Annotated in this window: 10 protein-coding genes; 8 read left to right on the top strand and 2 right to left on the bottom strand. The window is 65.5% G+C overall.

The window, feature by feature from the left end; all coding sequences use genetic code 11:
• Nucleotides 1-23: 23 nt before the first annotated feature.
• The 8 genes from NLM32_RS38275 to NLM32_RS38240 all read left to right on the top strand — a co-directional run bounded on the left by NLM32_RS38275 (nt 24) and on the right by NLM32_RS38240 (nt 10,803).
• Nucleotides 24-2,708: an EAL domain-containing protein gene (locus tag NLM32_RS38275; protein ID WP_254133851.1), complete on the top strand. Its 2,685-nt coding sequence runs from the start codon at nt 24-26 to the stop codon at nt 2,706-2,708.
• Nucleotides 2,709-2,741: 33 nt separating this feature from the next.
• Nucleotides 2,742-4,220 (top strand): glycerol-3-phosphate dehydrogenase, encoded by a 1,479-nt coding sequence (locus tag NLM32_RS38270; protein WP_254133850.1) that lies wholly within the window; start codon nt 2,742-2,744, stop codon nt 4,218-4,220.
• 52 nt (nt 4,221-4,272) lie between these two features.
• Nucleotides 4,273-5,442 (top strand): ABC transporter ATP-binding protein, encoded by a 1,170-nt coding sequence (locus NLM32_RS38265; RefSeq protein WP_254133849.1) that lies wholly within the window; start codon nt 4,273-4,275, stop codon nt 5,440-5,442.
• Nucleotides 5,439-6,350, top strand: a complete 912-nt coding sequence (locus NLM32_RS38260; RefSeq protein ID WP_254133848.1) for an ABC transporter permease — start codon at nt 5,439-5,441, stop codon at nt 6,348-6,350. The genes NLM32_RS38265 and NLM32_RS38260 overlap by 4 nt, the downstream gene beginning before the upstream one ends.
• A 1-nt stretch (nt 6,351) precedes the next feature.
• Nucleotides 6,352-7,164 (top strand): ABC transporter permease, encoded by an 813-nt coding sequence (locus tag NLM32_RS38255; protein WP_254133847.1) that lies wholly within the window; start codon nt 6,352-6,354, stop codon nt 7,162-7,164.
• Between the two features lie 13 nt (nt 7,165-7,177).
• Nucleotides 7,178-7,687, top strand: a complete 510-nt coding sequence (locus NLM32_RS38250) for a DUF6622 family protein (RefSeq protein ID WP_254133846.1) — start codon at nt 7,178-7,180, stop codon at nt 7,685-7,687.
• Nucleotides 7,688-7,775: 88 nt separating this feature from the next.
• Complete coding sequence (locus tag NLM32_RS38245; protein WP_375143606.1) at nt 7,776-8,759, top strand: TRAP transporter substrate-binding protein; 984 nt, start codon at nt 7,776-7,778, stop codon at nt 8,757-8,759.
• 16 nt (nt 8,760-8,775) lie between these two features.
• Nucleotides 8,776-10,803: a methyl-accepting chemotaxis protein gene (locus NLM32_RS38240; protein WP_254133845.1), complete on the top strand. Its 2,028-nt coding sequence runs from the start codon at nt 8,776-8,778 to the stop codon at nt 10,801-10,803.
• Between the two features lie 51 nt (nt 10,804-10,854).
• Here the strand turns inward: NLM32_RS38240 and NLM32_RS38235 are convergent, their stop codons facing one another.
• Together NLM32_RS38235 and NLM32_RS38230 are read right to left on the bottom strand one after the other, a co-directional pair.
• Nucleotides 10,855-11,706, bottom strand: coding sequence for a carbohydrate ABC transporter permease (locus NLM32_RS38235; protein ID WP_254133844.1), 852 nt, complete (start codon nt 11,704-11,706; stop codon nt 10,855-10,857).
• Nucleotides 11,703-12,575: a carbohydrate ABC transporter permease gene (locus NLM32_RS38230; protein WP_254133843.1), complete on the bottom strand. Its 873-nt coding sequence runs from the start codon at nt 12,573-12,575 to the stop codon at nt 11,703-11,705. The genes NLM32_RS38235 and NLM32_RS38230 overlap by 4 nt, the downstream gene beginning before the upstream one ends.
• Nucleotides 12,576-12,589: the final 14 nt, after the last annotated feature.

Below are 12,589 nucleotides of genomic sequence, written 5' to 3'. Positions count from 1 at the left end.
GCAGTTGAAATCGCGGGTGGCTGATGGCTGAGAAGAACTGGCAGGAAGGCAGCATGCTTCCGATTGCTGTGCAGGCCGTCGTGTGCCTGGCCAGCGCGGTCGCGCCTTCGCGTGCCTATGCCGACAGCTTCAGTCCGTCGCGCTTTCTTGGCGATCTCGATCCCAATCTGGTCTGGGAAGCCCTGATCGGGGGCGTCGTCGTCTGCGCGTTCCTGGCCGCCATCGCATTGTGGATCCATTCCGCGCTGCGCCGGAGCAAGCGTTCGCAGTTGCGACGCAACGCCTTCGTCTCCTCCGCCATGAACAATCTCAACCAGGGCGTGGTGATGACGGATGCGCAGCGGCGCATCATCTTCTGCAACGACCGCTATATCGAGATCTACGGCCTGACGCGCTCGGACCTGTGGACCGGCATGACCGGCTACGACATCCTCGAGTTGCGGCGCCAGCGCGGGGTCCTCGCCGTCTCCGATGACGACTTCTACGAGAAGGCGGCAAGCTCCAACGGGCTGATCAGCGAATTGCCTGATGGCCGCGCCATCCTGGTCAAGTATTTCGTGCTGCCGAACGGCGGCTCCGTGGCCACCCATCTCGACGTCAGCGAGCAGCGCAAGCTGTCGCGGCAGCTCGCCTCGACCAAGCAGTTCCTGGAAACGGTGCTGGACAATGTGCCGGCCTGCGTGGCCGCGAAAAACATCGAGGACGGCCGCTACATCTTTGCCAACAGCGCCTATGAGCGGTTCTGGGGCTTTTCGCGCGATGAGGTCGTCGGCAAGAATGCCCGCGAGCTGTTCGGCCCGAAATCGGCGGCGAGCATCGAGGCGACCGACCGCGCCGCGCTGCTGGCGCCGGAGGGACAATATCGCAACGAATTCGAGGTCGAGGTCGAACGCGACCAGGCCCGGCGCATGGTGGCCTCAATCCGCATCGTGGTCCGCAACGAGAGCAACAAGCCGGAATTCCTGCTGGTGGTGTTCGAGGACATCACCGATCGGCAATCGCTGTCGGTGGAGCTGGAGAACACCAAGAAATTCCTCGAGCTGGTGGTCGACAATATTCCGGTGGCGCTGATCGTGGAGCAGGTCAAGGACGGCCGCTATCTGCTCGCCAACCGCAGCGCCGAGACGATCCTCAACCGCAGGCGTGAGGAAGCCACTGGCCTGACCGCCTCCGACATCTTCAATGCCAAGGAAGCCAAGCTGATCATCGCGCGCGACGAGGCCGCGATCAAGAAGCGCGGGATGATCACCGAGGAGCATCCGATCTCCACCAAGGACGGCCTGCGCCTGTTCCTGACCCGGCGCGCCACGGTGCTCAACGACGCCGGCCAGCCGGAATATCTGATCAAGACCCACGAGGACGTGACCAACCGCCGGCAGACCGAGTCGCGGATGGCGCACATGGCCTATCATGACGGCCTCACCGATTTGCCGAACCGCGCCGCCTTCCTCCAGGCGTTGAACCAGATGATCGAGGCCTGCGAGGGCACCGACGAGGAGTTCGCGGTCCTGTGCGTCGACCTCGACGGCCTCAAGGAAGTCAACGACGTGTTCGGCCATGCGCTTGGCGACAAGCTGCTGATCGAGGTGGCCCAGCGGTTCCAGGACGCCGCACGTGGCGGCCTGGTGGCGCGCCTCTCCGGCGACGAGTTTGGCCTGATCATCGACGGCAAGCAGCCCGATGCGGGTCTTGCGCTGGCGCAGCAGCTCGGCGACGCGCTCGCGCCCGAATTCCACATCGATGGCCGCGCCGTCCGTGCCGGCATCACCACCGGCATGTCGATCTTCCCGCACAATGGTCCCGACGGTGCGGCGCTGCTCGCCAACGCCGGTGCCGCTCTGTTCCGCGCCAAGCAGAAATCGCGCGGCACCATCAGCCTCTACCAGCCCGAGATGGACCAGCAGATCCGCGACCGTCGCGTGCTGCACCAGGATCTGTCGAAGGCGATCAAGAACGGCGAGCTGTCGCTGGCGTTCCAGCCCCAGGGCATCGCGCGCGACAGCGTCGCCGAGAGCGAGATCATCGGCTTCGAGGCCCTGGCGCGCTGGCAGCATCCGGTGCGCGGCCAGGTCTCGCCGGCCGAATTCATCCCGATTGCGGAAGAAAGCGGCCTGATCGTCGAAATGGGCGAATGGATCCTGCGCGAGGCTTGCCGCGAGGCGGCGTCGTGGCCGAAGCCGCTGCAGGTCGCGGTCAATCTGTCGCCGGCTCAGTTCATGCACGGCGACGTGGTCGGGCTCGTCCATGCGATCCTGATCGAGACCGGGCTTGCCCCCGGCCGGCTCGAGCTCGAAATCACCGAAGGCGTGCTGATCGAGGACTTCGATCGCGGCCTGGCGCTCTTGCGCCGCCTGAAGGCGCTGGGCGTCCGTATCTCGATGGACGATTTCGGCAGCGGCTATTCCTCGCTGAGCTATCTCCAGGCGTTCCCGTTCGACAAGATCAAGATCGACCGCGCCTTCATCATCAATCTCGGCCGCAATCCGCAATCGGCCGCGATCGTCCGTGCCGTGATCGACCTCGGTCACGGCCTCGAAATGTCGATCATCGCCGAGGGCGTCGAGACCATCGACCAGCTCGCTTTCCTTGCCAGGGAAGGCTGCGACGGTGTGCAGGGCTATTTGCTCGGCAAGCCGCTGCCCATCGGGAAATATGCCGACCTCGTCGGCCGCGTCGAGGCCATGGAGCTTGCGCTCAAGACCGGCTAGTGAGAAGGGCGCATCGCTCCCTTCGACGGCTTCATGGCAGATTACGACCTCGCGATCATTGGTGGCGGCCTGAACGGCGTCAATCTCGCGCGCGATGCGGCGGGGCGCGGGCTGCGGGTCATTCTCATCGAGCAGGGCGATCTCGGCGGTGCCGCGTCATCGGCGACACCGCGGCTGATCCATGGCGATTTATCCGTGCTGGAGCGCCGCGGCTTCTGGCGGGTGCGCCGGGCGCTGGCCGAGCGCCGGACCTGGCTTCGGATCGCACCGCATCTGGTGCGGCCGATGAGCTTTGTGATCCCCGCCCATTCGGACGAACGTCCGCCATGGCTGTTGCGCGCCGGATTATACGTTTATGACGCCCTCACGAACCGCGGCGGCCTGCCCGGATCGGCCACCCTCGACATCACCCATCATCCGGTCGGCAACGCGCTGAAACGGCCGTTCGGCATCGCGTTCGAATATGCCGATTGCGTCGTCGACGATTCGCGCCTGGTGGTGCTCACGGCGCTGGATGCCGCCGAGCGCGGCGCCGCGATCCTGACCGGGGCGCGATGCGTGCGTGCCGACAGGACCGACACCTGGCGGCTCGCGCTGGTCGACCGCGGCCATCGCCGCGTCGTCACGGCACGCGCGCTGGCCAATGCCACCGGCGGCTGGACGGCGATGGTCGCAGAGACCGTGCTGCGGCAGCCGCAGCCGGCCCTGGCGGCCATGCAGATGAGCCAGATCGTCGTGCCCAGGCTGTTCGAGTCCGACAACGTCTATGTGTTCCAGAACAGCGACGGACGGCTGATTTTTGCCAGCCCGTTCGAGCGTGATTTCACGCTGGTCGGCACGGTCACGCACGATTTCACCGGCGATCCCGCCATCGTCGCGATGCCGGGCGCCGATGTCAGCTATCTCTGCGAGGCCGCGAGCCGCTATTTTCGCGAGCGTGTTGCCCCGACCGACGTGGTGCGCACGGTCTCCGGCGTCAATCTGACGCCCGTGTCCGGACGGCGCGGCGACGGCACGACGCTGTTCCACGCGCGCCGGCGCAAGGCGCCGCTGCTCACGATGTTCGGCGGCGACGTCACCACCTCGCGGTTGCGGGCGGAGCGGGCGGTGACGCGCCTGACGCCGTTTTATCCGATGTCGCCGCGCTGGACCGCCGGCGCAGCGCTGCCCGGCGGCGATTTTGCCTGGGATCGTTTCGAGACCGAGGTCGACCTCGCGCGCCACCGCTGGCGCTTTCTCGGCGAGACGCAGGCCCGGCGCTTGGTCGCGGCCTACGGCTCGCGACTACCGGCCGTGCTGGGCGAGGCGAAGACCCGCGAGGAGCTGGGACCGGCCTTCGGCGCGGACCTGACCGGCGCCGAGGTGCGCTATCTCATGGCTCACGAATGGGCGCGCTTTCCAGAGGACGTCCTGTGGCGCCGCTCCAAGCTCGGCCTGACCATGCCGGCCGCGGACCGTGACGCGCTGGCCGCGTTCATGGCGGGTGTGAACGATCCGCCTCGAACTGGTTGAGCAAAGGCCGATCCGCCGCTAGCGTGCGGCGGCATTGGGGTTGGCAGGGACCATGACTGACGAGTTGTCTGGAACGGGCGCCGCGGCCAAGGCGGCTGGAGATGCGATTCCTGCCGCGGGTGAGCCGTTGCTGCGCATCGAGGGCGTGGCCAAGACGTTCGGGACGTTCCGCGCGGTCGACGGCGTGTCGCTCGACATCAAGGCCGGTGAGTTCTTTGCGCTGCTGGGCCCCAGCGGCTGCGGCAAGACCACGCTTCTGCGCATGCTCGCGGGCTTCGAGGCGCCGGACCAAGGGCGCATCCTGCTCGGCGGCAAGGACATCGCGCAGGCTTTGCCGCACGAGCGCCCGATTAACATGATGTTCCAGAACTACGCGCTGTTTCCGCATCTCTCGGTCCGCGACAACATCGCCTTTGGCCTCAAGCGCGCACGCATGGCGCGCGCCGATATCGCGACGCGCGTGGCCGAGATGGTTGCGCTGGTGAAGCTCGACGGGCTGGAGAAGCGCAAGCCCGATCAGCTCTCGGGCGGCCAGCGCCAGCGCGTCGCGCTGGCCCGCGCGCTGGCGCGGCGGCCGCAATTGTTGCTGCTCGACGAGCCGCTCGCAGCCCTCGACAAGAAATTGCGCGAAAGCACGCAAGGCGAGCTGATGGAGCTGCAGCGCCGGCTCGGCATGACCTTCATCATCGTCACCCACGACCAGGAAGAGGCGATGACGATGGCTGATAGAATCGGCGTGATGAACGCCGGCAAGCTCGCCCAGGTCGCGGGCCCCCGCGAGCTCTACGAGGCACCGCGCTCGCGCTGGATCGCGGAGTTCGTCGGCGACATCAATCTGTTCGACGCCGAGTCCAAATTGCGCGACGGTCATCGCCTGGTCGTCGGCACGCGCGATGCGGGTACGCTGGTGGTGGCCGAGCCGCGCCAGCCCCTCGGCGACAGCAGGTTTTCGGTCGCGATCCGCCCCGAGAAGGTCAAGCTGTCGCGTCGTGGTCCCGTGAGCGAGGCCGGTCATGAAAACGCGATCAACCGGCTGGATGGCGTGATCGCCGACATCTGCTATCTCGGCGGCACCACCACCTACAAGGTGAAGCTCGATACCGGCGGCATGGTGCGGGCGTCCGTCGCCAACAGTGCGCGCCTCGATGTCGATGCCCATAGCCTGAACCAGCAGATCGTCGCCTGGTTCACGCCCGACGATTGCGTGGTGCTGACGTCATGAGCGCGCGCCGGATTTTCGCGCGACCGGCGCGCTTTGCCGCGATCGCGCCCTATGTCTGGATGGTGCTGTTCTTCCTGGTGCCGTTCGGCTTCGTGCTGAAGATCAGCCTGTCGCAGACGGCGATCGCGCAGCCGCCTTACGAGCCGGTGTTCGACCTGACGGCGGGGTGGTCCGCGATCCGCGCGGCCTTTGCCGCGCTCTCGATCGACAATTTCAGGCTGCTCGCCTCCGACGACATCTATGTGTTCGCCTATCTGCGCAGCCTCACCGTTGCGGTGACGGCGACCGCGTTGCTGCTGCTGATCGGCTATCCCATCGCCTATGGCATGGCGCGGCTGCCGAAGCGTTGGCAGGCGGTGGCGATGGTGCTGGTGATCGTGCCGTTCTGGACCTCGTTCCTGATCCGCATCTATGCCTGGATCAACATCCTCCAGCATGACGGCCTGCTCAATCAGATCCTGCTGGCGCTGCATCTGGTCAGCGAGCCGGTGGTGTGGCTGTCCACCGATACCGCGATGTATATCGGCATCGTCTATTCCTATCTGCCGTTCATGATCCTGCCGCTCTACGCCACGCTCGCCAAGATGGAGCCGGCGCTGGAGGAAGCCGCAAGCGACCTCGGCGCGCCGTCGTGGCAGGTGTTCTGGCTGGTGACCTTCCCGCTGTCACTGCCAGGCGTCGGTGCCGGCGTGCTGTTGTGCTTCATCCCTGTTGTCGGTGAGTTCGTGATCCCGGATCTTCTCGCCGGCTCCAATTCGCTGATGATCGGCCAGACCCTGTGGCTCGAATTCTTCACCAACAAGGATTGGCCGGTCGCCTCGAGCGCGGCGATCGTGCTGCTCGTGGTGCTGCTGCTGCCGCTGCTGCTCTACGAGCGGCTGCAGCGGCGGCAATTGGAGGAGCGGTGAGATGCGCAAATTCTCCCGCCTGTCCCGCTTCAACATCGCTTCGCTCGCGCTCGGCCTCGGCTTCCTCTATCTGCCGATCCTCATTCTCGTCATCTATTCCTTCAATGCCTCGCGGCTGGTGACGGTGTGGGGCGGCTGGTCGCTGCGCTGGTATCGCGAGCTCTTTGCCGACCGGGCCATGATCGAGGCGTCCTGGATGAGCCTGCGGGTCGCGGTTGCGTCCGCGACCATCGCCACGCTGATCGGTACGCTGGCCGCGGTGGCGCTGTCTCGTGGCGAACGCTTTCGTGGCCGTACGCTGTTCTCCGGCATGCTCTATGCGCCGCTGGTGATGCCGGAGGTGATCACGGGATTGTCGCTGTTGCTGCTGTTCGTGGCGCTGAACGCCGAGCGCGGCTTCTGGACGGTGACGATCGCCCACACCACGCTGACGATGTGCTTCGTCGCCGTCGTGGTTCAGTCGCGCCTCGGTTCGCTCGACCGCTCGCTGGAGGAGGCGGCGATGGACCTCGGCTGCGCGCCCGTTCGGGCCTTTCTGTCGGTGACGCTGCCGCTGATCGCGCCCGCGATCGTCGCCGGATGGATGCTCGCCTTCACCCTCTCGCTCGACGATCTCGTGATCGCGAGCTTCACCACGGGGCCCGGCTCGGCGACGCTGCCGATCCGGATCTATTCCGAGGTGCGGCTGGGTGTGAAGCCCGAGATCAATGCGATCTGCACGCTGGTGATCGCCCTGATCGCGGTCGTCATCGTCATCGCCTCGCTTGCCACGAAGCTGTCGAGCTCGCAGGGCGAGAGCGCAGCACCGCTGTGATCCGGAGGTCGTCATGATGTTCGCCTATCAGATCCTGATCCATACGCCGCCCTGGGTCTGGATCCTGCTCGCTTACCTCGTCTGGCAGGGCATCAAGGCGATGCAGCCGCGCAAGGTCGCGATCTGGCGCGCGCTGATCGTCCCCATCGTGTTCATCGTCTGGGGCGTCTCGCGGATCGGCTTCGGGCAGCAGGATACCCAATGGCCGATCGTCGCGTGGATCGTGGCGGCCCTCGTGCTTCTGCCTCTCGGCGTGCTGACGCCGCGTCCGTTCGACGTGGATCACAAGACCGGAGAAATCATCCGTCCGGGCAGCGCGTTCGCACTGATCCGCAATCTCGTCGTTTTCACTCTGCAGTACACGGTGAGCGTGATCTCTGCGATCGATGCGGGCGACCGCGCGGTGGCCATCATCGTCGGCCGCGCCATCTCGGGCGCAACCGCCGGCTATTTCTTCGGCTCGATGATCGCGCTGCTGCTCGCGTATCGGCGCAAGAGCGCGGAGAGCCGTTCCAGGAGCTGACTTGCGGCGCTTGGGCACCGCCCGGAATCTAGGTTAACAGTTCATATAGCTTATCTGGCTATCGTCGCCTCGCTTGGGGAAGAGGGCGATGAAGCGATTCTATATTGGTGTGGCCAGCACTGCGCTGGCCTTGTTTTGTCTTGCCGTTCGGCCGTCGGCTGCCGCGACGCAGATGGTGTCGCTGGTGTACAACGGCTCGCCGCAGTCGCCGCAACAGATCGGCTCGGACGAATTTCGCCGCAAGCTCGCCGAGGTCGCGCAGGGCCGAATCATCCTGGATGCGCGGGCCGGCAACGCCTTGGGCAGCGAGACGGCGATCCTGGCCGCAATGCGCAGCGGTGTGGTCGACATGGCGACGCTGTCGGGCTCGGTGGTCAGCTCCGCCGTTCCTGAATTCGGCGTCTTCGACGTTCCCTTTCTCTTCCGCGATGCTGCGCAAGCCAAGGCGGTTGCGGATGGGCCGGTTGGCGCCCTGTTCGCCAAGCATTTCGCCGACAAGGGGTTGGTGCTGCTCGCGATCGGCAAGCAGGGCTTTCGCAATGTCACCAATTCGAAGCGACCGATTCATTCGCCCGCCGACCTCCAGGGGTTGAAGATCCGTGTCCTGCCGAACGAGGTCTATCAGATGACCTTCAAGGCGCTCGGCGCCGAGGTCGTGCCGATGGAGTTCACGCTGGTGTATTCCGCGCTGAAGGACGGCCGCATCGATGGGCAGGAGAACCCGGTCGCGACAATCGCCGCCAGCCATCTCGAGGAGGTGCAAAAATACGCCAGCCTCACCGGTCATTTCTTCGCCCCCATTGCTTTCGTCGCCAATCGCGAAGTGTTCCAGGCCCTCGCGCCCGCGGACCAGGCCGCCATCATCGCCGCAGCAAAGGCCGGCGCGGAGGCGACCTGGAAGAGTGGCGTCGCGGAAGAGGCGAAGAAGATCGAGGAGCTTCGCAAGGGCGGCATGGAGATCACCGAGAAGGTCGACCGCCAGCCCTTCATCGATGCCGTGAAGCCATTGGAGCCCGAATTCGAGAAGCGCTTCGGCAAGGATCTGCTCGCCCGGATCCGGGCTACGCCGTAATTCTCCGGAAAAAATCATGAACCTGACATTGCTTCTGTCGCGCATCGGCATCCGCCCACGCATCTTCGGCGGCTTCGCGCTGGTCCTGGGCTTTCTCTGCGTATTGGCACTGCTCGCCGTGTTGCGGCTGGCTGAGATCGGCGGCACCGTCGGCGAGCTCGTCACCAGCGCCGATGGCGATGCCGGCATGGCGAGGGTGCACGCCGCGCTGCTCTCGGCCAACGTCACCGTCGAGAAATTCATCCGCACGCGCAATCTCGGCGACCGCGACAGCGCCATGAAGGCGATCGACAATTTCGGCGCTACGTTTGATCAGGTCGATCAGCAATTTGCGCGTCTGCCGGCGATTGCCTCTGGTCGAAGCGCGCTGGTGGATGCGCTTGGGACCTACCGGAAATCCTTCACGGCGGTCGCCGGTGCCGTTGATCGTCTGCGCATTGCCAGCACCAAGGGCGAATCGCTCGGTGCCTCGGCGGGCCTCGATGTCGGTGCGATCAATGTGACGCTCGCCAACCAGCCCGAGCGCCTGCTCCAGCCGCTGCGTCTTGCCGGCACCGTGGATGCGATGCGCGTCGCGATGCTGCGTTTCACCATCACCCAGGCCCAGGTCGATGCCGACGACGTCTCGCTGACGATCGGCTACGCGCAGGCCGCGATTGCCGACAGTGAGGCGGAGATCGCCGCTGTCGAGGCGCCGCGATTGAAGAGTCTGATTACGGCCTTGAAGAAGGTGCTGGCCGACCAATCGGCGACGCTGACGGAGCTTTCTGCGGCGATGGGCGAGCTGCGCAAGGCACAAGCCGACCTCGTCAAATCCAGCGGTGCAATCGACGCCAAGGCCGCCGAGATCAGCAAGGCTCTCGGTGCGGTGCGCACCGAGCAGAGCCGGCTCACGGCGGAATCGGTCGAGCATACGCGCAATCTCGTGTTCACCGTCGCGGCATCTGCACTCGCTTTGGGGGCACTCTTGGCCTGGCTGCTCGGGCGCAGCGTGTCGCGGCCGATCGGCCAGATGACCCTGCGCATGCAGAGCCTCGCGAAGGGCGAGCTCGATGAGGCGATCCCGGGCGGCGAGCGCGGCGACGAAATCGGCCATATGGCCGAAGCCGTCGAAGTGTTCCGCCAGAACGCTCAGACCGTCCGGCGCATGGAGCAGGGCGCTGCCGCGCAGCGCGCCGCAGCCGAGACGGAACGTGCATCGATGATGGCTCAGCTTGCCGATCGCTTCGACAGCGGCATGGAGGGCGTCATTGGCGGCGTCTCGAGCCGCGCCGAGGAGATGGGGCATAGCGCCCAGAGTCTCGCCCGCGTCGCCGAGCGCGGCCGCTCGCTCGCCGAGCAGGTCGCCTCGACATCGGCCCAGGCCTCCTCGAATGTGCAGACCGTTGCGGCCGCGACCCATCAACTCGCCGCCTCGATCAAGGAGATTTCGAGCCAGGTCGCCCGCTCCGTATCGGTGTCGGACCAGGCCAAGGAAGAGGCCTCCCGCACCGAGGCGCTGATGCGCGCGCTGTCGGATTCCGCCGAGCGGATCGGCACAGTGGTTCAGCTGATCCAGGCGATCGCGAGCCAGACCAATCTGCTGGCTCTCAACGCCACGATCGAGTCTGCGCGTGCCGGCGATGCCGGCAAGGGTTTTGCCGTGGTCGCAAACGAGGTGAAGAGCCTTGCAACGCAGACCGCGCGCGCCACCGAGGAGATCGCCGGGCTCGTCGCCGAGATCCAGGGCTCGACCGGACAGTCCGTCGCCGCGATCGGCCAGATCGGAAAGACCATCGCCGAGATGACGGAGATCGCGACCACGATTGCCTCGGCGGTCGAGGAGCAGGGCGCTGCGACCAGCGAGATCGCCCGCAATGTCGAGCAGGCGGCGAATGGCACGGCGGCGGTGACCGACCAGGTCGGCGCGGTTCGCACCGTGGCCGGAGAGACCGACGCCGGCGCCGAAGCCACGCTCTCGGCGGCCTCGGCATTGCAGGATCAGGCGCGCGCGCTCAAGAAAGCCGTCGCGGAGTTTCTGCAGACCGTACGCAAGGCGGCCTGAGGACATCTAGCGCGCTGCCATCCCTCGCCGGGGGCAGCGCGCAGCCGAAGTTCAGGACTTCACGGCGCCCGCTGTCAGCCCGCCCACCATGTAGCGGCGGAAGGCGTAGTAGACCGCGGCCGGCGGCAGCGCGTAGATGAAGCCGGTGGTCATCAGCAGCTCCCAGGGCGAATCGTCGGCGGCGAGGAAGTTGCCGAGCGCGACGGGAAGCGTGATCTCGCGATCGTTCGAGAGCAGCAGGAACGCGTAGAGATATTCGTTCCAGGCCAGCAGCACCGCATAGGTGCCGATCGCGACCAGTGAAGGCATCATCAGCGGCAGATAGACCAGGCGGAAGATCTGCAGCGTGGTGGCGCCGTCCATCACCGCGGCTTCATCCAGCTCGACCGGCAGCTTGTCGGAGGCCTGCTTGAGCACCCAGATCGCGTAAGGACTGGCGATCGTCACCATCGCCAGGATCAGCGCCCAGTGATTGTTGAGCAGGCCGTAATTGCCCATGGTGCGGTACATCGGCACCGCGAGGAACGCCGCAGGGATGAAATAGGTGAACAGCGCGAGGTTCAGCACCATGCGCCCGCCCGGCACCTTCAGCCGCGAGATCGAGAACGCTGCGGCCGTGGCGATGAACAGCGTCAGCGCGCCGACCGCAGCTGCGATCAACGTCGAATTCCAGAACTGGACGTAGAAGTCGCGCAGGAAGTAGTGCTGCTGCTTGAACACGATCTCGAAGTTGTGCAGCGTCGGATGGTCCGGCCACAGCTTGCCCGAGAACGCGTCCTCCTTCGGAGAGATCGCGAACAGGAACATGTGGTAGATCGGGATCATCGTCCACAGGAAGACGGGAATGCCGATCAGCAGCAGCCGCGCTTCCGTCGCGACGTCACGGAGAGAGGGAAGCTTCATCGCGACAACCGTTTCATCATGAAATACACGAGCGGCAGGACGAACGGCATCGCGCAGACGATGGAGGCCATCGCGAGTGAGAGCTGGTCGAGCCGGAGATAGCGGATACCGAGCGTCGACAGCACGTGCGTGAGGTCGGCCGGGCCGCCGCCGGTGAGCAGATAGACGCTGTTGAAGTCACCGAGCGTCCAGATCATCGAGAGCAGCGTGCAGGTGATATAGAGCGTCTGCATCGACGGCCAGGTGATGAAGCGGAATTTCTGCCACCAGCTGGCGCCGTCGACCTCGGCGGCCTCGAACAGATCGTGCGAGATCGCGAGGCGCCCGGTGATCAGGATCAGCGTCCAGAACGGCAGCGACTTCCAGATGTGGACGCCGATCGCCATGCTCAGCGCCACTGTCGGGTCGTTCAGCCAGTTCGGGCCGTCATCGCCGGTGAAGGAGAAGATCAGGTGGTTGATCACGCCCCATTCGGGGTTGAGCATGAAGCGCACCGACAGGATGGTCGGGATCGACGGCACCGCCCAGGGCAGGATGAAGATCACCGAGAGCCATTTGATCCAGGTGCGCTGCATGGCAAAGAAGCCGGACAGGAACAGCGCGATCAGCATCTTGATGTTGATGCCGATGACCAGGAAGATCAGCGTGTTGACCGCAGCGCGCGCGAAGATCGGGTCATTATAGAGCGCGACATAGTTGGACGGGGCCCGCGCCAGCCACAGCCCGTAGCAGACGGGGTAGACGACGAAGGCGAGGAAAACGAGCAGATAGGGCGCGAGCAGCACGATGCCCCAGACCTGCGCCGGGGTCAGCCGCTGCGACAGGGGTGGGGCGGGGATCGACTGATCGCCAGAGAGCGTGATCGCCATTCTTCAGGACTCTT

It is taken from the genome of Bradyrhizobium sp. CCGUVB14 (assembly GCF_024199935.1).
Classification (GTDB): domain Bacteria; phylum Pseudomonadota; class Alphaproteobacteria; order Rhizobiales; family Xanthobacteraceae; genus Bradyrhizobium.
Note: the sequence above shows the minus strand (reverse complement) of the source record. Positions and strands in the feature narration are given on the sequence as shown.